Genomic DNA, 23121 nt, shown 5'->3' on the forward strand with positions numbered 1-23121 from the left:
CGCCCCACCGGCGCATTGTTAGCCTTGGCCCACCGACAAAAACAACAAGGACATCGCAATGGCGCACTTCCCGGGTATAGACAAGATTCGCTATGAGGGCCCGTCCAGCGACGCGCCGCTCGCCTTCCGCTATTACGACGCCGACAAGCTGGTGCTGGGCAGGCCCATGCGCGAGCACCTGCGCATGGCCGTATGCTATTGGCACACCTTCGTATGGCCAGGGTCGGATGTTTTCGGCTCGGGCACCTTCAAACGCCCGTGGCAGCGGCCCGCCGCGCCCATGGAAATGGCCATCGCCAAGGCCGAGGCAGCGTTCGAGTTCTTCTCCAAGCTGGGCGTGGACTATTACAGCTTCCACGACACGGACGTGGCCCCGGAAGGCGCTTCGATCCGTGAATACCGCAACAATTTTGCAGAAATGGTCGACCAGCTCGAACGCCATCAGGAGCAGAGCGGCATCAAGCTGCTATGGGGCACGGCCAACTGCTTCAGCAACCCGCGATTCGCCGCCGGTGCCGCCAGCAACCCCGACCCTGAAGTGTTCGCCTTCGCCGCCGCCCAGGTGTGCAGCGCGCTAAACGCTACCCAGCGGCTCAAAGGCGCCAACTACGTGCTGTGGGGTGGCCGTGAGGGCTACGAAACCCTGCTCAATACCGACCTGAAACAGGAGCGCGAGCAGCTGGGACGGTTCATGCGCATGGTGGTGGAACACAAGCACAAGATCGGCTTCAAGGGCGACCTGCTGATCGAGCCCAAGCCGCAGGAGCCCACCAAACACCAATACGACTACGACAGCGCCACGGTATTCGGCTTTTTGCAGCAGTTTGGCCTGGAGAAAGAGATCAAGGTCAACATCGAGGCTAACCACGCCACCTTGGCGGGCCATAGCTTCCAGCACGAAATCGCCACGGCCGCTTCCCTGGGGATTTTCGGCAGCATCGACGCCAACCGCGGCGACCCGCAGAACGGCTGGGATACCGACCAGTTCCCCAACAGCGTGGAAGAGCTGACCCTGGCCACCTATGAAATCCTCAAGGCCGGCGGCTTCACCCACGGCGGCTTCAACTTCGACTCGAAAGTACGGCGCCAGAGCCTGGACGAAGTCGACCTGTTCTACGGCCACGTCGCCGCCATGGACGTGCTCGCGCTGTCGCTTGAGCGCGCGGCGGCGATGGTGCAGAACGATGAACTGCAACGCTTCAAGGATCAGCGCTACGCCGGCTGGAAAGCCCCGTTCGGCCAGAAGGTGCTGGCAGGCGAGTTCAGCCTCGAGTCCCTGGCCGAGCATGCGTTCACCAACGCGATCGATCCACACGCCGTGAGCGGCCGCCAGGAAATGCTCGAAGGGGTGGTAAACCGGTTTATCTATCCATAAGTGCCATAGCGAGGCCTGCCGCGGGCCGTTACATTGTCGCGACAATTCTCTGCGCGCGGCGCTTCGCTACTCTCTACAGTTTCAGCGGCACCTCGAGTTTGTTTCGCACGTGTCTCCAACAACAATAAAAGGACGCACCTTTATGAATACGCTCAAACGTACTTTGCTCGCCAGCGCGCTGGCCTTGCTGTCGCTACCGGTGATGGCGGATTCCGCCCACCCGAAAATCGGTTTCTCCATCGACGACCTGCGCCTGGAACGCTGGGCCCGGGACCGGGACTACTTCGTGGCCGCGGCAGAGAAGATGGACGCCAAGGTGTTCGTGCAGTCCGCCGATGCCAACGAGCAGAAGCAGATTTCCCAGATCGAGAACCTCATCTCCCGTGGCGTGGATGTGATCGTGATCGTGCCCTTCAACGCCACCGTGCTCACCAACGCCGTGTCCGAGGCCAAGAAGGCCGGGATCAAGGTGGTGTCCTACGACCGGCTGATCCTCAATGCCGATATCGACGCGTACATTTCCTTCGATAACGAAAAGGTCGGCGAGATGCAGGCCAGCGGTGTATTGCAAGCGGCGCCGAAGGGTAATTACTTCCTACTCGGTGGCGCCCCCACGGACAACAACGCCAAGGTGCTGCGCGAAGGCCAGATGAAAGTGCTGCAGCCGGCCATCGACCGCGGCGATATCAAGGTTGTAGGCCAGCAGTGGGTGAAAGAGTGGAACCCCACCGAAGCGCTCAGCATCGTGGAAAACGCCCTTACCCGGAACAACAACAAGATTGATGGCATCGTCGCCTCCAACGACGCTACCGCCGGCGGCGCGATCCAGGCCCTGGCGGCGCAGAAGCTGGCCGGCAAGGTGCCTATTTCCGGCCAGGACGCTGACCTTGCCGCAGTGAAGCGTGTACTCGATGGCACCCAGACCATGACCGTGTACAAGCCGCTGAAGCTGATCGCCTCCGAGGCCGCCAAGCTGTCGGTGCAACTGGCGCGCAACGAGAAGCCCAGCTACAGCTCGCAATACGACAACGGCGCCAAGAAGGTGGACACCATCCTGCTCACCCCTACCCCGCTCACCAAGGACAACATCGACCTGCTGGAAAAGGACGGCTTCTACACCAAGGCGCAGATCGCCGGGCAATGACCTGTTAGCGGACACGCTCGGCGCCCTGCCGAGCGCACCCCCTGTGGCCTATGCGCGAGTGAGTTGCCATGCCTGACTACCTGTTGCAAATGAACGGCATCGTCAAAAGCTTTGGCGGTGTGAAAGCCCTCAATGGCATCGACATCCGGGTAAAACCAGGCGAATGCGTGGGCCTGTGCGGCGAGAACGGCGCCGGCAAGTCCACGCTGATGAAGGTGCTGTCGGCGGTGTACCCCTACGGTACCTGGGAAGGCGAGATCCTCTGGGACGGCCAGCCGCTGAGGGCGCAGTCGATCAGCGAAACCGAAGCCGCCGGGATCGTGATCATTCACCAGGAGCTGACCCTGGTGCCCGACCTGTCGGTGGCCGAGAACATCTTCATGGGCCACGAGCTCACCTTGCCCGGCGGGCGTATGAATTACCCGGCGATGTTCCACCGCGCCGAAGCCTTGATGCGCGAGCTCAAGGTGCCGGACATGAACGTGGCGTTGCCGGTGTCTCAGTATGGCGGCGGCTACCAGCAGCTGGTGGAAATCGCCAAGGCGCTGAACAAGCAGGCGCGCTTGCTGATACTCGATGAGCCCTCCTCTGCCCTCACCCGGTCGGAGATCGAGGTGCTGCTGGATATCATCCGCGACCTCAAGGCCAAGGGCGTGGCCTGCGTGTACATCTCCCACAAGCTCGATGAAGTGGCGGCGGTGTGCGACACCATTTCGGTGATCCGTGACGGCAAACACATCGCGACCACCGCCATGGCGGACATGGACATTGCGCAGATCATCACGCAAATGGTGGGGCGCGAAATGAGCAGCCTGTACCCCACCGAGCCCCATGAGGTGGGCGAGGTGATTTTCGAGGCGCGCCACGTGACCTGCTACGACGTGGACAACCCCCGGCGCAAACGCGTGGACGACATTTCGTTCAAGCTAAAACGCGGTGAAATCCTCGGGATTGCCGGGTTGGTAGGCGCCGGCCGTACGGAACTGGTGTCCGCGCTGTTCGGCGCCTACCCCGGGCGCTATGAGGCCGAAGTGTGGCTGGAAGGGCAACGCATCGATACTCGCACGCCGCTCAAGTCCATCCGCGCCGGCCTGTGCATGGTGCCCGAGGACCGCAAGCGCCAGGGCATCATCCCGGACCTGGGCGTGGGCCATAACATCACCCTGGCCGTGCTCGATAACTACGCCCGCCTCACCCGGATCGACGCCGAGGCGGAGCTGCGCAGCGTGGACGAGGAAATCGCCCGCATGCACCTCAAGACCGCCAGCCCCTTCCTGCCGATCACCAGCCTGTCGGGTGGTAACCAGCAGAAGGCGGTGCTGGCCAAGATGCTGCTCACCCAACCCAAGGTGCTGATACTCGATGAACCCACCCGCGGCGTAGACGTGGGCGCCAAGTACGAGATCTACAAGCTCATGGGCGCGCTGGCGGCCCAGGGCGTGTCGATCATCATGGTGTCCTCGGAGCTGGCCGAAGTGCTGGGCGTGTCCGACCGGGTGCTGGTGATCGGCGAAGGCCAGCTGCGCGGCGACTTCATCAACCATGAACTGAGCCAGGAACAGGTGCTGGCCGCCGCGCTCAGCCACCCCGACGGCCAGAACCCTGACAACCGGAAGTCTGCGTAGATGAACCAGGTCAAACAACTCTTTACCCGCTACAAGATGCTCGCCCTGGTGATTGCCGTGGCGATCATCTGGCTGTTCTTCAGCTGGCAAACCGAAGGCGGCTTCATTACGCCGCGCAACCTCTCCAACCTGCTGCGGCAGATGTCCATCACCGGGATCCTGGCGTGCGGCATGGTGCTGGTGATCATCAGTGGCGAGATCGACCTGTCGGTGGGCTCGCAGCTTGGTCTGCTGGGCGGGCTGGCGGCGATTCTGGACGTGATCTATCACGTTCCGCTGGTGGCTAACCTGGGAATAGTGGCGCTGTGCGGGCTGGTGATCGGCATCGCCAACGGCGCCATGACGGCGTACCTGCGCATTCCCTCGTTCATCGTGGGCCTGGGCGGCATGCTGGCCTTCCGCGGCGTGCTGCTGGGGATCACCGGTGGTACCACCATCGCCCCGGTGTCGCCGGCACTGGTGTATGTGGGCCAAGGTTACCTGCCGCCCACGGCAGGCGTAGCGCTGGGCGTGCTGCTGTTTGTACTGGCGGTGTTCCTCACCTGGAAGCAACGGCGCAACCGCGCGCTTCACGGCTTGGCGCCACACGCGCTGATCCGGGACGTTACCCGGGTGGTAGCGATCGGCGCGGTGCTGGCGGGGTTCGTAACCACCCTTAACCACTACGACGGCATCCCGGTACCCGTGCTGCTGCTGTTGATTCTGTTCGGCGTGTTCAGCTACGTCACCAGCCAGACCGTGTTCGGCCGCCGCATTTATTCGGTAGGCAGCAACATGGAAGCCACGCGCCTGTCAGGCATCAACGTGCAGGCGGTGAAGCTGTGGATCTTCGGCATCATGGGCGTGATGTGCGCCCTGGGCGGGCTGGTAAACACTGCGCGCCTGGCCGCGGGCTCACCGTCGGCCGGCAACATGGGCGAACTGGACGCCATCGCCGCGTGCTTCATCGGCGGCACCTCCATGCGCGGCGGCTCCGGCACCGTGTACGGCGCGCTGCTCGGCGCCTTGGTGATCACCAGCCTGGACAACGGCATGTCGATGCTCGACGTGGACAGCTACTGGCAGATGATCGTCAAGGGCAGCATCCTGGTGCTGGCGGTGTGGGTGGACGTGAGTACCCGGGCCGGTAGGCGATAGCCACCGTTCGCAGGCTGGCGCCAGCTCCTACCTGGGCCCGCGCTGAACCCGAGTAGGACCGGGCGAAGCCCGGGAACAAGCAAGGCGCGGAAGCGGACCAGGCTCAGAACCTGAGCGACCACTCCCCTACCACGGCGTGGTTGCGGCTGTTGCTGCCCAGTTCGCCGCTGTATCCGAGGCCCACCGTTTGCCGGGCGCTGACGCCCAGGGTCAGGCCCGCTTCGGCCACCAGGGTATCGCGGTCCAAGGCGCTGCCTTCTACGCTGAACCCATCGCCGCCGGCAATAAAGGCTTGGCGGGTCTGGCTGTTCACGCTGCCATAGGTGTGGCGCCAGCCCAGGGTGGCGCGTGGGGTGAGGCTCATGCCGTTGTCCAGATACCCCAGATGCGCCAACCGCACGCCGAAGGTGCTGGAAAAGTTGTGTTGGGTATCGGACTCCACTGCCAGCGCCGCGTCCCCGCCTTTTTCCCGGTAGCCGTCGCGGTGGTAGCGCTGGTAGCCCAAGTTGGCGAAGGGCTCGGCGCTCAGGCGGCCACTGCCCATGGCGTAACCCAGTTCGGCGAAGGCCTGCTGGCTGTCAGCGTCATAGTTGCTCTTCAGGCGCTCGTCGAAAGTGCCGAAGCGCACACTTCGCGTGCTGTCACCGTCATGGCTGCTGTAGGCCGCGCCCAGCCGCAGGGCGAGCGGGCCGGCTTGGCGCAGGGCATACAAACCGGCATGCCAGCTGTCCAGATGGCCGTCCGCGCCAGTGGCATCCAGCCGGGTGCGGGAGTAGCCGCCGAGCACACCCAGGCGCCAATCGCTCCCCGCAGCCCAATCCAACCCCAGCACCCCACCGCCAGTACGTTGTTCGAGGCCACTGCTGCCATGGCTGCCATCCACTTTTCCATAGCTGCTCAACCCTTGGGCCCACAGCCGGCCGCGTGCGTTGGGGTCGTTGAGGTTGCGCACGCTTTCGGGCACGCCGGTAGCCGCAAGCGTGGGTGTTTGTTCGTCGTTCATGCCCACAAGCAAGCCGCCACTGCTACCCATGGATTGCATGGCACCGAGCATGGTAGTAGCGACCTGGCTGCTGCCGCTGAGGGTAGCGGCGGCCAGGTTGGCGCTGCTGCTCCCGGCCAGTTGCTCAATGGCAGTGCTGGCCGTCGCGGTGGACGTGCCTAGCAAGGCGCTATAGAGCGTACTGCCCGTGCCCAGCGTGGCGAGGCTACGCGCGGCGGCGCCGCCGTTACCGGTGCGTGCGTACTGCTCGAAGGCAACGTCGTTACGGGTGTAGCGCAGGCCCACCGAGGTGCTGGCGTAGGTAAGCGTAGGCGTGAGGAAGGCATAGTCGCTGGTGACCTGGCCGAAGGTGCCGTTGACAGCGACTGCGGTCAACACGGTGTACTGGCTCTGCCATGGGTAATCCCCTACGGAAGGCTGAATGCGCAACGTTGCGCCGTTGAGGTTGGCGGTGCCGCCGATGTTCAGGGGCGCGCTGCTGCCATCGGCGTTCACGCCATAGGCCAGGGTGGCGCCGCTGCTCATGTTCAAGTCGCGAGTGACCGTGGCCACACCCAGCCCTGTGTTGCTCAGCAGCGTTCCATTGACCGTCAGCCCGCCCACCGAGCCGCCCCCCGCGTAAGTTGCCCCGGTATCCACCAGCAACTCGCCAAGCACGCTGCCTTGGTTGATCAACGTGGCGCCGGCTTTGACTTCCCCACCCTGGCTGAAGTCGCCCACGCTGGTCAGGGTCCAGCTGCCACTGGCCACCCACAGTGTTTCGAAATTTGCGCTGTTGCCAAAGGCACCACTGCCCATGCCGCCGAGCGTGAGGGTATCGATACCTTCGCCACCGTCGACCAGGCCACTGAACACACCGCGGGTATCGAGGATAACCCTGTCGTCGCCAGCGCCCATGCTCAGTGCCAACCCGTTACCGCCCGTGATGGTGCCGCTGTTGCTCACGGTGTCGGCATAGTTGCCGATCAGTTTGATGCCGAAGCCGCTTTCGCCTTCGATCAGGCCAGCGTTGGTGATAGTGGTAGCTGCCACGCCGGAGCCCTCGGCGCCGTCATCCACCAGAATCCCGTTGTCTACGCTGCGGATCACCCCGCTGGCGGTATTGATGAGGGTACCGCCGCCCATGGCGATCCCCTCGCTGTTGTTTGGGCGGCCTCCACTGTCCACGCCCTTGGCGCCCAGGCCCTGAATGGTGCCTTCGTTGTACACGTAGCCCACCAGGTCGATGTCTACGCCGTCGCCGTCACCGTTGAGCTTGCCGTCGGCGACAGCGCCAGTGAGGGTGCCGTAGTTGTACACGGTGCCGCTGCCGTCGGAGCCGAAGCCCGAACCATTACGCCCGGTGATGCTGGCGCTGGCGTAGTTGTAGAGGGTGGCGTCGGTTTTCAGATCGATGCCGTGTCGATCGGCGCTGATGGTGCCGTAGTTGTAGACGGTCACGCCGGTGGACTCGTCGATCTTGATGCCATCGTACTTCTGGTCCAGGCCGTTGGCGTTCTGCGGCGCGGTGTCGGTATAGATTAGCCCGTAATTGGTGACCACCGCGTTGGAGCCCGTCTTGATGGCGTCATTGCCCACGGCATGGATTACCCCCGTGGCCTGGTTGACCACGGTGGTGGTGAACGCCGGATTGTCCAGCGCTTCGAGGTCGATGGCCTGGCCTTCTTCCGTTGATTGGATGGTGCCCGCGTTGACGATGGCCAGCGTGCCGCCGGCGGTGGGGTTGGTCTGGAAGCGGATGCCGTCGTTAGTGCCCTGTATCAACCCGCCTGCCAGGTTGTTGATCACGTAATGGCTGACGTCGGTGCCGTTGTCCTTGGTGTCGATCCCGCGGCCATCGGTGGAGCGGATGATCCCGGCGTTGGTGACCGTGAGGGTGTTGCCGCTGGTGTGCTTGGGCAGGATCACCCCGTCGTCATCGCTGGCCACGATGCTTGCGCTTGGCGTTACCTGCAGGCTATCGACCTTGTTCAGCTCCAGGGTGCTTGTGCGAGCGCCGGTGATCTCGTAGTTCGTAGCACAGGCGAATGGTGCGAAGGCAGCGCTGCCCAAGGCGACAGAAAGGGCCAGACGGTGGGGCGTAAAAAGCATGAAGGGGACCATGAGGGGCAATTTGAAGCTGGCCACTATGGCAAGGCGATATTACGGTTTTATTGATACATTCCGCAGTGATGTGTCTCCCGATGCTTACCGGGCCGCTACGTTGAAGCGGTTGTGCTTCACGGCTCGTAGTCCTTACCCGGAGAAACCCGCATGAACGACACGCCCAAGGCCATAACCGCAGCGCAGGCACCGGCGCGCGACAAGCCCAGCAACTACCCCGAACCCTTCGCCTCGGCCATGGGCCAGCGGATCAAGCGGCCGCTGGGGGATCTCTTCGGGCTGAGAAACTTTGGCGTGAACCTGGTGCACCTCGCGCCTGGAGGCGTTTCGGCGCTGCATCACCAGCATTCGCGCCAGGACGAGTTTATCTATGTGCTCGAAGGCAGGCCCACGCTGTTCACCGGGCAAGTGGTTACAGTGCTTGAACCCGGACAGGTGGCCGGCTTTGCCGCCAACGGCGAACCTCATCACCTGGAAAACCACACCGATGCGGTATGTGTGATTCTGGAAGTCGGTGACCGCACCTCGGGCGACACGGTGAACTACCCCGACGATGATCTACAGGCCGTGAAAACCACGGATGGCGGCTGGTTCTTCGCACACACGGACGGAACGCCGTACTAGCGCTGTATTGATGCAGGCTCATGCACTGAATAAACTTTCATGGGCGCGAAAGCTTCGCGAAAGGTTGGCTCCGTTAGTCTCGGTGGGTTTTGCAACGCCTGTTGCAGCGGTATTCACACCAATAACAAAGGAGTACCTCCGTGGAGTTGAACCACGTGGCCTGGCTGGCCCATGACAGCCGCCTGATCTTCTGCTGCGTGCTCGCCATCGCCAGCATCGTGGTACTGATCAGCGCTACCCGCCTTCCACCGTTCCTGTCCATTCTGGTTGGTACCTTTATCGCCGGCATCGGCGCTGGCCTGGCGCCGGAAGAGGTGGCCAAGGCGTTCAGCAAAGGCGCCGGGAGCATCCTTGGCGAGGCGGGTATCATCATTGCGCTGGGCGCCATGCTGGGGGCGGTGATGGCCGAGTCCGGCGCAGCCGACCGGATCGCCAGCACCCTGTTGCAACTGGGCAAGGGGCGCGCCCTGCCCTGGGTGATGGCACTGGTGGCGATGATCATCGGGCTGCCGCTGTTCTTCGAGGTAGGCCTGGTGATGATGGTGCCGATCATCTTCGTGATGGCACGCCAATCCGGTCAGCCGCTGCTGAAAATAGCTATCCCCGCGCTGGCCGGCATGACTACTTTGCATGCCCTGATGCCCCCGCACCCCGGCCCGCTGATCGCCGTGAGTGCCCTGCATGCCGACCTGGGCCTGACCATGTTGCTCGGCTTTACCTTGGCGGTGCCGGCAGTGATCCTCGCCGGGCCGCTGTATGGCCTGTGGCTGTCGCGCCGCATGCCGCTGGAAATTCCCGCCGAGCTGGGCGACGTGTTCAGCGCCCGTCCCACCGCCGCGCGGCAGCCTGGGTTTGGCGTGTCGCTGGGGATTATCCTGTTGCCCGTGGTGCTGATGCTAGGCAGCACCCTGGCAAAGATCGCGCTGCCCGCCGAAAGCTCACTGGCCCTTGGGCTTAAGTTCGTCGGCGAACCGCTGGTGGCGCTGGCCCTGGCGGTGCTGGCGGCTGTGGTATTGCTGGGCTGGGCCAATGGCATGGCCCGCGAGCAGGTAGGCAACACCCTGCGCAAAAGCCTGGCGCCCATTGCCGTGCTGTTGCTGACCATCGGCGCCGGCGGTGGGCTTAAGCAAACCCTGCTCGATGCGGGTGTGAGCCAGACCATCAGCAAGGTGGCCGAAGGCGCGCACATGCCCTACCTGCTGCTGGCGTGGCTGATTGCTGTGGCGCTGCGCCAGGCCACCGGTTCCGCCACGGTGGCGACCACCACCACTGCGGGCATTCTCGCCCCACTGATGGCGGGCCTGGCACCTACCCAAAGCGCGCTGGTGGCGCTGACTATCGGCGCGGGCTCGGTGTTCTTCTGCCATGTGAACGACGCCGGCTTCTGGATGGTCCGTGAATACTTCGGGCTGCAGCTCAAGCAAACCCTGTGGGTGTGGTCGGTGCTGCAGACCATCGTGTCGGTGGTGGGCTTGATCGGCGCCTCCCTGCTGTGGGTGTGGCTGGTGTAGCGGCCGCCTTCCCTACTGTTCGCCAATGGCCGCGAGCGCGCCCAGCACATGCTCGGTCGCGCGCTCAACGGCCCCAGCCCGGTGCGCGATACCCAGGGGCCGCCATAAGGGCGGCTGCACCGTACGCACGTCGATGCGGGTGTCGAGCAAGGGCGAGCCACCTTCGTGGGGCAGCAGCGCGGCCCCGTAGCCTGCGGCAACCAGGCTTTTGATGGCATCGTTGTAGTTGAGCTGGATTCGCGCGCGCGGCGCATGACCTGCCGCTGCAAACCATTCACTAGTCACCCGCGCCAGCTGCGTGCCGGGGTCATTGAGGATCAGCGCACGCTCCGCCAGCCACCGGGCGTCCACCGGATCGGGCGCCTGCCAGGCCGACGGCACGAACGCCATGATCGGGTCGCTGCGCCAAGGCTTCACCGCCACGCCCGCCGGGATCGGTTGGGGCAGCGCCACCAGGCCAATGTCCAAGGTGCCAGTGCGCAGCCGCGCAAGGGACTCGCCCGAGGTAAGCACTTCAACCTGCACATCCACGCCTGGGTGTTCCAACCGCAGCCTGGCCAGTGCTTCGGGCAGCAGGTAAGCCAATGCCCCGGTGGATGCGCCCAGGCGTACCCGGCCCGTGAGCCCTTTCACTTCCCCCTGGATGTCCTCGATCAATTGATCGGCCTCGGCCAGCAGCCGCCGCGCCCGGCCCAGCAGGCTGTCGCCGATGGCGGTGGGATGAACCTGGCCACGCTTGCGGGTAAGCAATGGCGCGCCAATGCGAGCTTCCAGCTCGGCAATGTGAAAGGTAACGGTAGGTGGCGCCAGGTTAAGCCAACGCGCAGCGGCGGCAAAGCTGCCATGGTCGGCAATGGCTACGAGGGTACGCAGGCGGTCGAGGCTGAGTTCGCGCATCGTTCGGATTTCTTGAATGAGCGCTGCAGTATATTCAAATTTTCTTTTGCTGCAGTAGCCCTGACGATAGCGGTATCCCTTTACCCATAGTGAGTAACACCATGTCCAAGCCAGTTGTGTTCATCGACGGTGACCAAGGCACCACCGGGTTGCAGATCCATGCACGCCTGGGCGGGCGCCAGGACATCGAGTTGCTGACGTTGCCCGAAGCGCTGCGCAAGGACCCCGCGCAGCGTGCCGAAGCGATCAACAGCGCCGACATCGCGCTGCTCTGCCTGCCTGACGACGCTGCTCTTGAGGCCGTGGCCAGCATTCATAACCCGGCCGTGCGGGTGATCGACGCCAGCTCGGCGCACCGGGTACATCCCGATTGGGTGTACGGCCTTCCGGAACTGAACGCCGACCAGGCCGAGCGCATCGCCCATGCCTCTCGCGTGAGCAACCCGGGCTGTTACCCCACCGGTGCCATTGCGCTGCTGCGGCCGCTGATCCAGGCAGGGCTGGTACCGGCGGACTATCCAATGGCGATCCATGCTATCTCCGGCTATTCGGGCGCTGGGCGCGCTACGGTCGAGCGGCATGAGGCCGGCGAGGAATCCGGTGTGCGTGTTTATGGGCTGTCGCTGGAGCACAAGCACGTTCCGGAAATACAACAAAGGGCCGGGCTGGGCACCCGGCCGTTCTTCGTGCCGGGCTATGGCAATTACCGCCAGGGCATTGTGCTGACCATTCCGCTGATGCTCCGCCTGCTGCCCGCGGGTGTTAGCACGGAGCGCTTGCAACAATGCCTGGAGCAGGCCTACCAGGGCGCTGCGCATGTGCAGGTGGCCGCGCCCTCCTCCCAGGTGAGCCAGTTGGACCCGGAAGCGTTGAACGGTACCGATGACGTGCGCTTGCACGTGTTCGGCAACGACGCTCAGGGCCAAGTGCTGCTGGCGGCCGTCTTCGACAACCTGGGCAAGGGCGCGGCAGGGGCTGCGGTGCAGAACCTGGACCTGATGCTGATGGGGCAGCCCTGACGCTTACGCCTATGGGCTATCGGCTTATGGTCCAGGCATCGCCCGCCGGGGCGGTGCCGGTGTCGTAAGGCTTGGCCAGCCACATGTACAGCAGCCCCAGGCCGATCACCAGCGCGGTGCTCACCACCATGGCGTAATTCACGTACCAGGGCGCATCCGGGGTACGCGGCCAAGCCATGTTGATGATCGCCGCCACGCCATACACCAGTGCGCCCACATTCACCACCATCCCCCATTCACCCAGCCTGAACTGCCCACTGGGTTGCCAGCCGCGGGCCCGCGCATACAGCGCCCCCAGCACGATCATCTGGAAGGCCAGGTAAATACCAATGGCCGCAAAGCTCACGATGGTCGCCACCGCATCCTGCAGGAAGAACCCGGCCACGATGATCAACGCGGGCAGCGCCGCCGCCACGAACAAGGCATTCACCGGCACCTGGGTGCTGGCCGACAAGCGTTTGAGTACCGCGCTGCCGATCACCATCTCGTCCCGGGCATAGGCATAAAGCAATCGGCTGGCTGCGGCTTGAAGGCTGATCACGCAGGACACGAACGACACCATTACCACGGCCATGACCACACGGGAGCCCACGCTGCCGAAGGCATTGTTCAATACGGTGGTGACCGGGTCCTTGTCGGTACCATTGATCACAGCGGCCATGTCCGGCACGGCGAGGATCAACGCCAGGCAGGCGAACATGGCCGAAATGCCGCCGATGTAGATGGTCATGCGCATGGCCACGGGGATGCGCTTGCTGGGGTTCGGGGTTTCCTCGGCCACATCGCCGCAGGCTTCGAAACCGTAATACAGGAACATCCCCGCCAGCGACGCCGTGAGGAACGCCGGCAGGTAGGAGCCGTCCACGCGGATGTCGAAGGTACTGAACAGCACACTGAAGGGCTGATGCCGTTCGAAGATCAGCAAGTAAATGCCTACGACCAGCGCACCGATCAGCTCGCAGAGAAACCCAAACATGGCGATACGGGCGAGGATGCGGGTGCCACTGAGGTTCACCAGCGTAGCGAGCAGGGTTAGCACCAGGGCGATGCAGATGTTGGTGGCGTTGTTCGGCTCGAACCCTAGCATCACGGCCAGGTATGGCCCTGCCCCTACCGCTACGGCGGCGATGGTCACGCACAGCGCGATGGCATACACCCAACCCACCATCCACGCCCAGCGCTTGCCCACCAAACGGCGAGCCCAGGGGTAAACGCCGCCAGAGATCGGGAATTGCGACACCACTTCGCCGAAAATCAGGCACACCAGCAGTTGGCCGAACCCCACCAACAGGTACGCCCAGAACATCGGCGGCCCGCCGGCGGCCAGGCATAAACCGAAGAGGGTGTACACCCCCACCACTGGCGACAGATACGTGAAGCCCAGCGCAAAGTTCTGCCACAGGCTCATGCTGCGGTTGAAGTTAGAGGTGTAGCCCAGCTTTTTCAGCTGTTCTGCATCACTGTCGGCACTGGCCAACGCGGGGTTATGCGGCGTGCTCATAGGTTTGCTCCGAAAGGGGCGGCAGGGTCATCCGGTATTGGGGCCGAGCGCACTGCTGGCGGGCCGGGCGTTTTCTTGTTGTAAAAATGAGTGCCTGACGCCCGTTCGCACCTGGCGCGATGCGGCCAGGTCAAGAGCGTGTTTACGATGGGTTGCAGCCTAGTAAGCGGGGCGGCTAACTACAAATACGAAATAGCGAAGGGGGCGTTCGGTTTAATCGATAGGTGGCCGATGGCTGCTTAAGGGGGTGTACTCAAACCAGCCCCCGCTGCTGGAGGTGCCGTTTCAGCACGTCGATGAATACCTTTACCTTACGCGTGTGGCGCCGGTGAGGCAGGTACAAAACATGGACCGTTGCCCCAAAAGCGCTGGGGTCCCGCCAGCATTCCGGTAATTGCTCTATCAGTTGGCCGCGCGTCAGGTAGGGCAAAGCGCTCCATTGCGGCAGGAATTGCACGCCCTGCCCCGCCAGCAGGCAACCTAGAAGAAAGTCATAATTGTTACTAGCCACGCGCGGCACCGGTTGCTTGAGCCGGATGCGTTCGCCATCCCGGGTGACCCACCAGAAGTTCCGGTTCAGCAAGGGATGGCGAAAAATCAACCAATCATGTTCGGCGTAATTTTCCAACGTCACACCCTTCTGCTTGCGCTCCAGGTACGCCGGGCTGGCGCAAAGCATCAGGTGATTTTCCATCAGCGGTTGGGCGATCACCCCGGGCAAGTCGGTGGGCCCATCCCGCAGCGCGACGTCGTAGCCTCCTTCCACCAGGTCGGCGAATTCATCCTGCAGGTCCACTTCCAGGCGAACTTGCGGATACTCGTCCAGGAAGGCACGACACACCTCCTGCAGGAAGGCTGGGCCAAACGAAGGTGGGGCGGCGATGCGCAGTGTGCCGCGCAGGTCTGTCTGCAATTGCTCCACCTCCGCGCCTGCCATCTGCAGATGCAGCACTGCCTGCCGCGCGCCGGCCAGGTAGATGTGCCCGGCTTCGGTGAGCGTCATCCGTCGGGTAGTACGCTCGAATAATCGCGCGCCCAATTCCGCTTCCAGCTGTGCCACCCCCTTGGTGATGGCTGATGGGGTTTTGTTCAGATGTTCGGCTGCGCGGCTGAAACCACCGTGGTCGGCGGTGGCGACGAACATGGTGATGGCAGTCATTTTGTCCATGTACTTGTTCCTGACAGGCACAAAAGATGTGCGGGAAGTCTGCGTTCTGGTTGCCCCAAGCTTTGCTTAAGCTGCGTGCACTGGCACACAACCGAGGCGCCGCAATGAAAATACTGATTCCAGCACTGGTGTCCATGGCCTGGCTTGTTTCCTCAGGGGAAAGTATAGCGGCGGCGGATCTGATTCTGCACAGCGGCAGGGTATACACGGCAGAGCCAGGACAAGCGCTGCAACAGGCGGTTGCCATCGAAAACGGCAAGGTGGTAGCGGTGGGCAGCGATAACCAGGTGTTGCGCCTGAAAGCGGCCCATACCCGGGTGGTGGACCTGCATGGCAAAGTGCTGATGCCCGGGTTTATCGACTCCCATAGCCACACCGTGAAAGGCGGCTTGCAGATGCTGCAGGCCAATCTGGATGGCGAGTGGGTGCCTGTTGCCGAGTTGGAGAATCGCCTGCAGGGATGGCGCGCCAATGGCAAGGCACAACGTGGCGCTTACCTGAGCATCGGCGGGCTGCCCTCTACCTACTGGGGTGACATCGCTGCGCTCGAAAACACGTTCAATCGCGGCCAATGGGCCGAACAGCCAATACTGTTACTAGGCTGGGACCTGCACACTGGCTGGGCCAACCAGGCCATGCTTGCCGCAGCCGGGGTAGACGCCGCCAAAGTCGCCTCACTTCAGGGTGAAGAGAACGCAACCCTCGGCCGTCACCCCGACGGCACCCCCAATGGCTTTCTGGTAGACAGCGGCCTGTACCCTGTGCAAGCCCTGCTGCCGAGGCCCTCTACCGAGACGCTCACCCGAGCAGCGTATGCCGCCCTGCGCTATTACAACAGCCTGGGCATTACCGCCTGGCTGGACCCCCTCGCCAACGAGATCCCGGGCGCGGATATCACAAACGCCTCCACGGGCGTGCTGCCGATCTACAAGGCCGTGGCCGAGAAAGGCGACCTCTCGGCCCACGTGGCTGCACTGCTGATGGCCGATTCCAGGGCCACCCCCAAGGACCTGGACGCGCTGGACCAGGTGCGACAGCAGTTCCTCGGTGTGCCGAACCTCACCCTCCCGGGCATCAAGGTGTTCGCGGACGGCGTGGCAGAAGTGCCGGCACAGAGCGCCGCCATGCTCGAGCCCTACACCAATTCCCACGCATCCGGCGAGCTGTTGATTGATCCGGGACACTTCGGCGAACTCGTGAGCGCTGCCGACGCGCGGGGCTGGCTGGTGCACGTGCACGCCATCGGCGACCGCGCCGTACACGAAGCCCTCAATGGGGTGGCGCAGGCGCGCAAGGATCGCAACAGCGGCATACCGCATTCCATCACACACTTGCAGATGGTGAACCCCATGGATTTCGACCGCTTCAAGCAGTTGAACGTGATCGCTTCCATGCAGCTGTACTGGGCCAGCGCAGATGAGTCGAGCATCGACCTGGTGAAGCCTTATGTGGACGAACAGGTGTTCAAGTACACCTACCCCGCCCATTCCCTGCTCGCGCACGGCGCTACGTTGGCCGGGGCCAGCGACTGGCCGATCACCACGCCCAATCCCTGGAAAGCAATCTATCAGGCCCTTACCCGCAAGGGCCCCAAGGGCGTGCTCAATGCCGACGAGGCGGTCGATCGGCAGGTGATGTTCCAGGCCTACACCCTCAACGCCGCGCGGATGATTCGCCTGGAACACAGCATCGGCTCGCTGGCGCCAGGCAAACAGGCCGACATGGTGCTGCTCGACAGGGACGTGTTCACCGCGCCGCCCGAGGCCCTGCGCGACACCCAGGTGGTGGCGACCTGGTTCGCCGGGCGCGAAGTGTACCGCCAGCCGCCAGCACGCAAGCCCTGATTGAACCCTTCAAGGACCCTCCCATGATTATCCATTCCTTCGTCAGCGATACCCATGAACCCTACGAGCGGGGCCGCCAACTGGGTGCCCGGTGGGGCACCCAGATTGGCCGCACGGTAGCGCTCTATCTGGAATTCTTCCCACAGGTGGGCATCGCAGCCGGGCAAGTCCGGCAAATCGCCGAGGCCAGCCTCGTCGCCCTGGCAGCCTGGTGCCCTGCGCTCGCGCGGGAAATCGAAGGTATGGCGGTAGGTGCCGGGGTGCCGTTATGGCAGCTGGCCGCGCTCAACAGCCGCACCGAGATCCTCGCAGTGATGCCCGCGCGGCCTGTGGAAGGCGAATGCTCCACGGCAGTTTATGCGCCGGCCAACGCCGCCGTGCCGTTGAGTATTCAAACCTGGGACTGGCATGACAGCCTGGTGCCCCATGGCTTGATGTTGCAACTGCATGCCCGGAGTGGCCTCACCGTCAAGCTGTTCACCGAGTTCGGCATGCTGGGCAAGATTGGTGTCAACAGCGCGGGCCTGGGTGTGCACTTCAATATCCTCCACCATGCAAGCGATAACGCCCAGGGCGGGGTGCCCGTACATGCCGTGGCCCGGCGGGTGCTGGAGGAAGCCACCAGCGTGGAGCACGCCATCGACCTGATAGGTTCAGCCTGCGTGAGTGCGTCCACCGTATTGACTGTATTCAGTCATCACCCCGCCGAGCTTCGCGCCGCAAGCATTGAAATGAGCCCTGCCGGCATTGCCGTAGTGCCGCCTCGCAGTGACGGTTGGGTGCTGCACACCAATCATTTCCTCGACCCGGCCCTGGCCCAGGGTGAGCGCACCGCAGATGTGTCCACTACATATGCGCGCCACGATCACTTGGCCGCCGTGGCCCCAGACATGGCACGGGAGGCACTGGCTGAACGGGCCGATGCCTTCTGTGGCAGCGAGGGCGACCAGGCGGTGGTGTGCTTCCACCCGGACCTGTCGCAACCGGCCACCGAGCGTTGGGAAACCTTGCTTACCATCGGCCTGGACACTGCGGGCTGCACCCTTGAGTACGGCGCCGGTACGCCGATCGCTTTGGCTCGCGACGCGTCGCGACGTTTCTAGCTGTCGTCCACTCCGACCGCAACTGTTCAAAGGCAGCGGTCACTCACCTTCATCGCCACAAAAACAAGAGCAAAACCTGATGAACAATTACCCTGCTGTACAGCCCGACTGGCGCGCTGCGTTGAAGACGTTTGCGGTATCGGGCATGGGCACGGCGCTGGAGTTCTATGACTTCGTGATCTACGGCTACGCCGCCGCGCTGGTGTTTCCGAAGCTGTTCTTTCCTGACCTGGATCGCCTTACCGCCGTGCTTGTGGCGTTCGCGGCCTTCGGGGCCGGGTTCCTGGCCCGTCCGCTGGGCGGCGTGGTGTTCGGTCATATGGGGGATCGCCATGGGCGGCAAAAGGCATTGGTCGTCACCCTCTTGCTGATGGGCCTGAGTACCCTGCTGATCGGTTTTCTTCCCACCTACGCGACGCTAGGCGCGGCGGCGCCGATACTGCTAGTGGCGCTACGCCTGGTGCAAGGCTTTGCGGCCGGTGGCGAATGGGGCGGCGCGGCGCTGTTCGGTATCGAAGCAGCACCGCGTGGCCGGCGGGGGTTGTGGGGCAGCTTCACCAGTATGGGCATCGGTATCGGCGGCATCCTGGGCTCTGCAGTGTTTGCGCTACTCAGCCTGGCCTTTGACGATAACCTCAGCGGTATCGCCTGGCGCATCCCGTTCTGGCTCGGTGGTGTGCTGGTGCTGGTCGGCCTGTATGCGCGCCTCCAGCACGCGCCTCGCGCCGCCCGCCGTCAGCCCACCACCCGGCTACCGTTGTTGGGAGCGCTGCGGCAGCGACCACGCGAGCTGCTGCTGTGTACCGGCATTGCCTTCGGCTACATCACCGTTGCGTACATCAGCACCTTCTTCCTGGCGTATGCCACTGACATCGGCTACACCAGCAGCCAGGCTTTGATGTTCGACTTTGCGTTGTCCATTGCCATCGTGTTGTCCGCACCCCTCTTCGGCCATCTTTCCGACCGCCACGGCCGCCGCCCGGTAATGATTTTCGGCGCGGCGATCATGGCCGTGGGGCTGTTCGTATTCTTCCCGCTCCTGGGCACGCACCACCTGGGGCTGGCGTTGGTAGCCTACCTCCTCGTGGGCCTGTTCATGGGCGCGACCCAGGGGCCGATCCCGGCGTTCCTTGCCGAGCAGTTCCCGCAGGCAATGCGCTACTCTGCCATCTCGGCCAGCTATCAGCTGGGTGCGGCCCTGGGCGGCGGTACAGCATCAAGCGCAGCGACCGCAATCCTGATCCTCAGCGGCCATCAACCGGTTTATGTAGCCCTGTACGGCGCGGCGGCGATGGCGCTGGTCGCGATCTGTACCCTGGCGCTTCGAGAAACCGCCCACCGGGAAATGGATGAGCTGGACGAACCTGATAGGGCCTACGGCGGGCAGGTTGAGGCAGCATCAAGGCGGTGAGCCTCCGGCGAACATCACCATGAATGTGAAGCTGGGCTAGTGGGGCCGTACCTTGAAGCGCGCCATGGTGAACGCATCGACGAACTCACCGTCGCGCACCGCATAGTGGCGTAGCCGCCCTTCGGTTCCTTTGCTGAAGGGCACCGCGCCGTCAAATCACAACCCACTGAGCTGCTGCCACATCGCCCTCGTCCTGCCCGCGGTGTACTCGCCGCAACATGACCAAGGTATGTGGCGCCAGGGTGTAGTAACCCAAACGCCGTCAGGCTAGCATCCACGGCTTTTGCGGAGCTCGTGATGCCGATACCTGTTCTGGCCGCCGCCCAATGCGCGATACGTGATGGAGATCTCGAAGGCAATGTGGCGCTGCACTTGCAGTTCATGCAGCGCGCAGCCGAACTGGGCGTAGGGTTGCTGCTGTTCCCCGAGCTGTCTCTCACCGGCTATGAGCCTTCGATCGCCAGCGCGCTGGCTCTACCCTTGGCCACTCCGCTGCTCGCACCGCTGCAAGCGCTCGCGCAGCAGGCGGGCATGACCACGATCGTCGGCTTGCCGCTGCGTGTACCTGGGCGGGCGAAGCCGCAGATCGCAGCCTGTACCCTTCACCCGGATGGATCGGTCACTGCTTATACCAAGCAGTATTTGCATGCTGGAGAAGACCAGTTCTTCTCTGCGGGAAATGGCGGCGAGCTGTTATCCATTTCGGGCCAGCCTATCGCCTTGTCTGTGTGTGCCGATTTTGCCGAGCCAGAGCATGCGGCTAATGCAGCGAGTGCAGGCGCCGATGTGTATGCGGCCAGCGTACTTATTGGAGAGCCGGGTTATCCCTACGACAGCGCGATACTGCAAGGCTACGCGCAGCGGCATGGCATGGCCGTCCTCATGGCCAACCATGGCGGGCCGACGGGAGGCTGGGCGGCGGCCGGGCGAAGCGCGTTCTGGGATGAACTGGGCCAGTGTGTGGCTTCTACCGAGGGCGCAGGCAATCGGTTGCTGGTGATTTCCAGAGGGCTGAAGGGCTGGAGCGGCGTGTCCATTCCCGGGCCAGACGCCGGATGGCCGGCCCCGCCGCTTCCTACAAAGGTCCGCTGTCGCCGCCAGAACAGTGTTGTTCCATGAGAGTGCGGCGAAGCCCACCAACAATTAAGCCTTCTTCTCCACGTTGACCATCCAGGGCACGCCGAAGCGGTCGGTGAGCATGCCGAAGCCTTGGGCCCAGAAGGTTTCGCCAAAGGGCACGCGCACGCTGCCGCCATCGCTCAGGCCATCGAACCAGGCTTTGCCCTGCTCCAGGTTTTCGCTCACAAGGGAAAGCGCGTAGCCCGAATGGGCCTTCTGGTCGGCGCTGGGGTCGTCACTCATCATGAGCTGGCTGGCGCCAATCAACAGGTTGGCGTGCATGATGCCGTCGGGTGGCGCGGCGGGGCAGTCGGAGCCGGCCGAAGGCTCTGGCGCTTCGGCGAAGGTCATCTTGAACTGCACCTCGGCACCCAGTGTTTCGCAGTAGAAATCCATGGCTTGCTGGCAGGTGCCAGCAAAGAACAGGTAGGGCTGAACGTTCATCACGTTGCGCTCCCGGCAGTGGCGACACGAGATGCGCCGCCCACGGAGAGTCTAGGCCTCAACGGCCCAGGCGGGTGGCGAACTGCTCCACGGCGCTGACCACTTTCTGCGCGCCATCCTGGATTTCCACGATCACCGAGCCCGCCTGGCTGGCCAGGTCCAGGCCATCCTCTGCTTGCTTGCGGCCAGTGCCGATCACCGTTACCGCTTCGGAGGCCAGGCGCTGGTTTTGCTGAACCACGCCAGCGATCTCCGCAGTGGCCGTGGTGGTACGCGAGGCCAGCTGGCGCACTTCATCGGCCACTACCGCAAAGCCCCTGCCCTGCTCGCCCGCCCGAGCGGCTTCGATGGCGGCGTTCAAGGCCAGCAGGTTGGTTTGCTCGGCAATGCTGCTGATGGTCTTGATGATGGTCGTGATGATCTGACTTTGCTGGTCGAGTGCTTCGATCCCTTCGGCGGCATCCTGCATATGGCGGGCGAGCCCGCGCATCACGGACACCGTTTGCTGTACCACTTCCGCGCCGCGCTGAGCGGTGGTATCGGTTTGCACCGAGGTGGAATAGGCGATGGTGGCGGCTTCGGCCACGGCCATTTCCTGCTTGACCTGATCGGTGATCACGGTTGCGAACTTCACCACCTTCACCAGCCGGTTGCTGGCATCGAACACCGGGTTATACGACGCCTCCAGCCATACGGTACGGCCGCCGGCATCGATGCGCTTGAACCGGCTGGCCACGAACTCACCCTTGCGCAGCCGCTCCCAGAACGCCGCGTACTCTTGCGAAGCAGCTTCTTCGGGCGTGCAGAACTGGCGGTGGTGCTTGCCCTTGATCTGTTCCAGGCGAAAACCCATGGCCTGCAGAAAACGATCGTTGGCAACCAGTACGTGCCCCTGTAGGTCGAATTCGATCACTGCCGTGGAGCGTTGCAACGCCTTGATCATGCCCTCCTGCTCCCGCGAGGTTTCAATGGTGCGGGTAAGGTCGCTGGCATAGATCACAAACGAACTGAGTTTGCCCTCTACCGTGCGGATCGGGTGAAGCAGTATTCGCAGCCAGGCTTCGCGGCCATCCTTGCGCAGCAGGCGCAGGGCGCCGCTGAAATTTCCGCCCTGCTGCAAGGCAGCCCACACCCTACGGTGGAAGTTGTCCTGGCGCACGTCCTCAGGTACCAGCTCCGACAGCAGCCGGCCCTGCAGCTCACTATTGAGGTGCAACATCTCCCGCTCGAAGTTGGCGTTCACATGCTCTACCCGTCCGGCGGCGTCCAGGCGCATGACAATCATGTCCTGATCGAGGCCGGCTCGAATCTGTTCAACGGTTGCCAATTCATCGCGAAGGGCAGCCAGTTCAGCTTTGTTCTGCTTATTGAAGAGCATGTATGCACCTATACGGAGCGGGAAGGAGATGACAGATAGCCATCGGCCGAAATCCTGTACACATGAGCGCATTTGTACAATTCCGACCAGTGGCATTATGATAGCAATCTACTTTGTATCCGAATAGATATATGTCCCTATCAGCCCGATAGCGTGGGGTGAAAGCGGATCCACATTCCACAAAAGGCGAGCCTGATGGCACATCAGGAGACGATACGCCAATGGTGTTTTGTACAAGATAGGTGCCTTGCCAGGCGCTGACGTTTGCCTAGAAAAGCAAAAGCCCCGAACGGGTCGGGGCTTTGGGGATGCTGCTTGGGGCGCACTGAGCGCTTGGGTTTACCCATTGGCGTTATCGTCGTAACCGCCCTGCTGCAGGAACTGCACTTTATGCACTTGGCCGTGGCTGTCCTGGTACACCATGGTCACAGGGACAACGCCGCTTTTGTTGCTCACGTCGGTTTCCGAGATCACCTTCTGAACATCCAGCTTCATCCCGTACTGGTAAGTCTCCACGGGAAGGTTACCGGCGACACTACGGTCCGATCCGTCCTGAGCGAAGGCACCGGTGGTAACGACTGCGGCAAGGGCGGCGATGGCGAAAGTCTTTTTCATGATTCAATTCCTCTAAGTGATAACGGTGTGGTTTGGCTGTGGGTTCAGTAAACCGCGCCTAACCGTTCCTGGAGAAATTGAACACGTCACTGGCGTAAAT

General features: G+C 63.0%; 18 protein-coding genes and 1 pseudogene. 11 read left to right on the forward strand and 8 right to left on the reverse strand.

The features are described 5' to 3' along the window. Nucleotides 1-58: 58 nt before the first annotated feature. The 4 genes from xylA to G7016_RS15670 all read left to right on the forward strand — a co-directional run bounded on the left by xylA (nucleotide 59) and on the right by G7016_RS15670 (nucleotide 5281). A complete protein-coding gene (gene xylA, locus G7016_RS15655; RefSeq protein WP_181115967.1) occupies nucleotides 59-1375 on the forward strand; it encodes a xylose isomerase in 1317 nt (438 codons plus the stop codon). Nucleotides 1376-1517: 142 nt separating this feature from the next. Next, complete coding sequence (gene xylF, locus G7016_RS15660) at nucleotides 1518-2519, forward strand: D-xylose ABC transporter substrate-binding protein (protein ID WP_181115969.1); 1002 nt, start codon at nucleotides 1518-1520, stop codon at nucleotides 2517-2519. 68 nt (nucleotides 2520-2587) lie between these two features. After that, nucleotides 2588-4144, forward strand: a complete 1557-nt coding sequence (gene xylG, locus G7016_RS15665; protein WP_181115971.1) for a D-xylose ABC transporter ATP-binding protein — start codon at nucleotides 2588-2590, stop codon at nucleotides 4142-4144. Next, nucleotides 4145-5281, forward strand: a complete 1137-nt coding sequence (locus G7016_RS15670; RefSeq protein ID WP_181115973.1) for a sugar ABC transporter permease — start codon at nucleotides 4145-4147, stop codon at nucleotides 5279-5281. A 103-nt stretch (nucleotides 5282-5384) separates the two neighbouring features. Here G7016_RS15670 and G7016_RS15675 read toward each other — a convergent pair whose 3' ends face one another. Continuing rightward, nucleotides 5385-8375: an autotransporter outer membrane beta-barrel domain-containing protein gene (locus G7016_RS15675; protein ID WP_181115975.1), complete on the reverse strand. Its 2991-nt coding sequence runs from the start codon at nucleotides 8373-8375 to the stop codon at nucleotides 5385-5387. Between the two features lie 162 nt (nucleotides 8376-8537). Here G7016_RS15675 and G7016_RS15680 point away from each other — a divergent pair, with 162 nt between their 5' ends. Together G7016_RS15680 and G7016_RS15685 are read left to right on the forward strand one after the other, a co-directional pair. Continuing rightward, the gene (locus tag G7016_RS15680; RefSeq protein WP_181115977.1) at nucleotides 8538-9011 is read left to right on the forward strand and encodes a cupin domain-containing protein; all 474 of its coding nucleotides are present in this window, start codon (nucleotides 8538-8540) and stop codon (nucleotides 9009-9011) included. Nucleotides 9012-9151: 140 nt separating this feature from the next. Further along, nucleotides 9152-10522 carry a GntT/GntP/DsdX family permease gene (locus tag G7016_RS15685; RefSeq protein ID WP_181115979.1) on the forward strand — a complete coding sequence of 457 codons (1371 nt, stop codon included), beginning with the start codon at nucleotides 9152-9154 and terminating at the stop codon, nucleotides 10520-10522. A gap of 12 nt (nucleotides 10523-10534) precedes the next feature. Here the strand turns inward: G7016_RS15685 and G7016_RS15690 are convergent, their stop codons facing one another. Beyond that, on the reverse strand, nucleotides 10535-11419 hold the full coding sequence (locus tag G7016_RS15690; protein WP_181115981.1) for a LysR family transcriptional regulator: 885 nt from the start codon (nucleotides 11417-11419) through the stop codon (nucleotides 10535-10537). 101 nt (nucleotides 11420-11520) lie between these two features. Between G7016_RS15690 and argC the strand changes: the two genes are divergently transcribed. Then, entirely contained in the window at nucleotides 11521-12438 is a 918-nt protein-coding gene (gene argC, locus G7016_RS15695; RefSeq protein WP_181115982.1) for an N-acetyl-gamma-glutamyl-phosphate reductase, read from the forward strand. Between the two features lie 16 nt (nucleotides 12439-12454). Here argC and G7016_RS15700 read toward each other — a convergent pair whose 3' ends face one another. Together G7016_RS15700 and G7016_RS15705 are read right to left on the reverse strand one after the other, a co-directional pair. Beyond that, nucleotides 12455-13939 (reverse strand): APC family permease, encoded by a 1485-nt coding sequence (locus tag G7016_RS15700; protein ID WP_181115983.1) that lies wholly within the window; start codon nucleotides 13937-13939, stop codon nucleotides 12455-12457. A 253-nt stretch (nucleotides 13940-14192) separates the two neighbouring features. Then, nucleotides 14193-15107, reverse strand: a complete 915-nt coding sequence (locus G7016_RS15705) for a LysR family transcriptional regulator (protein WP_181115984.1) — start codon at nucleotides 15105-15107, stop codon at nucleotides 14193-14195. Between the two features lie 104 nt (nucleotides 15108-15211). Between G7016_RS15705 and G7016_RS15710 the strand changes: the two genes are divergently transcribed. From G7016_RS15710 to G7016_RS15725, 4 genes are all read left to right on the forward strand, one after another. Next, nucleotides 15212-16951: an amidohydrolase gene (locus G7016_RS15710; RefSeq protein ID WP_181115985.1), complete on the forward strand. Its 1740-nt coding sequence runs from the start codon at nucleotides 15212-15214 to the stop codon at nucleotides 16949-16951. A 23-nt stretch (nucleotides 16952-16974) separates the two neighbouring features. Then, entirely contained in the window at nucleotides 16975-18054 is a 1080-nt protein-coding gene (locus G7016_RS15715) for a C45 family autoproteolytic acyltransferase/hydolase (RefSeq protein ID WP_181115986.1), read from the forward strand. A 79-nt stretch (nucleotides 18055-18133) separates the two neighbouring features. After that, the gene (locus G7016_RS15720) at nucleotides 18134-19465 is read left to right on the forward strand and encodes an MFS transporter (RefSeq protein WP_181115987.1); all 1332 of its coding nucleotides are present in this window, start codon (nucleotides 18134-18136) and stop codon (nucleotides 19463-19465) included. A gap of 303 nt (nucleotides 19466-19768) precedes the next feature. After that, the gene (locus tag G7016_RS15725) at nucleotides 19769-20584 is read left to right on the forward strand and encodes a carbon-nitrogen hydrolase family protein (RefSeq protein ID WP_308812177.1); all 816 of its coding nucleotides are present in this window, start codon (nucleotides 19769-19771) and stop codon (nucleotides 20582-20584) included. Nucleotides 20585-20608: 24 nt separating this feature from the next. On the opposite strand, the gene yjdN is transcribed toward G7016_RS15725, so the two are convergent. The 4 genes and pseudogenes from yjdN to G7016_RS15740 all read right to left on the reverse strand — a co-directional run bounded on the left by yjdN (nucleotide 20609) and on the right by G7016_RS15740 (nucleotide 23021). Next, nucleotides 20609-21028 carry a VOC family metalloprotein YjdN gene (gene yjdN, locus G7016_RS15730; protein ID WP_181115993.1) on the reverse strand — a complete coding sequence of 140 codons (420 nt, stop codon included), beginning with the start codon at nucleotides 21026-21028 and terminating at the stop codon, nucleotides 20609-20611. Nucleotides 21029-21086: 58 nt separating this feature from the next. Beyond that, a complete protein-coding gene (locus G7016_RS25605; protein ID WP_375139247.1) occupies nucleotides 21087-21620 on the reverse strand; it encodes a methyl-accepting chemotaxis protein in 534 nt (177 codons plus the stop codon). Nucleotides 21621-21632: 12 nt separating this feature from the next. Further along, nucleotides 21633-22502 (reverse strand): annotated as a pseudogene (locus tag G7016_RS25610) (PAS domain-containing protein); the annotation flags it as partial. A 243-nt stretch (nucleotides 22503-22745) separates the two neighbouring features. Further along, complete coding sequence (locus tag G7016_RS15740) at nucleotides 22746-23021, reverse strand: DUF2790 domain-containing protein (protein WP_181115999.1); 276 nt, start codon at nucleotides 23019-23021, stop codon at nucleotides 22746-22748. Between the last annotated feature and the right edge of the window lie 100 nt (nucleotides 23022-23121).

This window comes from Pseudomonas japonica (genome assembly GCF_013522925.1).
Lineage (GTDB): Bacteria > Pseudomonadota > Gammaproteobacteria > Pseudomonadales > Pseudomonadaceae > Aquipseudomonas > Aquipseudomonas japonica_A.

Coding starts and splice junctions, on each gene's coding strand:
- xylA (WP_181115967.1), top strand. CDS start 59: ATGGCGCACTTCCCGGGTATAGACAAGATTCGCTATGAGGGCCCGTCC.
- xylF (WP_181115969.1), top strand. CDS start 1,518: ATGAATACGCTCAAACGTACTTTGCTCGCCAGCGCGCTGGCCTTGCTG.
- xylG (WP_181115971.1), top strand. CDS start 2,588: ATGCCTGACTACCTGTTGCAAATGAACGGCATCGTCAAAAGCTTTGGC.
- G7016_RS15670 (WP_181115973.1), top strand. CDS start 4,145: ATGAACCAGGTCAAACAACTCTTTACCCGCTACAAGATGCTCGCCCTG.
- G7016_RS15675 (WP_181115975.1), bottom strand. CDS start 8,375: ATGCTTTTTACGCCCCACCGTCTGGCCCTTTCTGTCGCCTTGGGCAGC.
- G7016_RS15680 (WP_181115977.1), top strand. CDS start 8,538: ATGAACGACACGCCCAAGGCCATAACCGCAGCGCAGGCACCGGCGCGC.
- G7016_RS15690 (WP_181115981.1), bottom strand. CDS start 11,419: ATGCGCGAACTCAGCCTCGACCGCCTGCGTACCCTCGTAGCCATTGCC.
- argC (WP_181115982.1), top strand. CDS start 11,521: ATGTCCAAGCCAGTTGTGTTCATCGACGGTGACCAAGGCACCACCGGG.
- G7016_RS15700 (WP_181115983.1), bottom strand. CDS start 13,939: ATGAGCACGCCGCATAACCCCGCGTTGGCCAGTGCCGACAGTGATGCA.
- G7016_RS15705 (WP_181115984.1), bottom strand. CDS start 15,107: ATGGACAAAATGACTGCCATCACCATGTTCGTCGCCACCGCCGACCAC.
- G7016_RS15710 (WP_181115985.1), top strand. CDS start 15,212: ATGAAAATACTGATTCCAGCACTGGTGTCCATGGCCTGGCTTGTTTCC.
- G7016_RS15715 (WP_181115986.1), top strand. CDS start 16,975: ATGATTATCCATTCCTTCGTCAGCGATACCCATGAACCCTACGAGCGG.
- G7016_RS15720 (WP_181115987.1), top strand. CDS start 18,134: ATGAACAATTACCCTGCTGTACAGCCCGACTGGCGCGCTGCGTTGAAG.
- yjdN (WP_181115993.1), bottom strand. CDS start 21,028: ATGAACGTTCAGCCCTACCTGTTCTTTGCTGGCACCTGCCAGCAAGCC.
- G7016_RS25605 (WP_375139247.1), bottom strand. CDS start 21,620: ATGGCCGTGGCCGAAGCCGCCACCATCGCCTATTCCACCTCGGTGCAA.
- G7016_RS15740 (WP_181115999.1), bottom strand. CDS start 23,021: ATGAAAAAGACTTTCGCCATCGCCGCCCTTGCCGCAGTCGTTACCACC.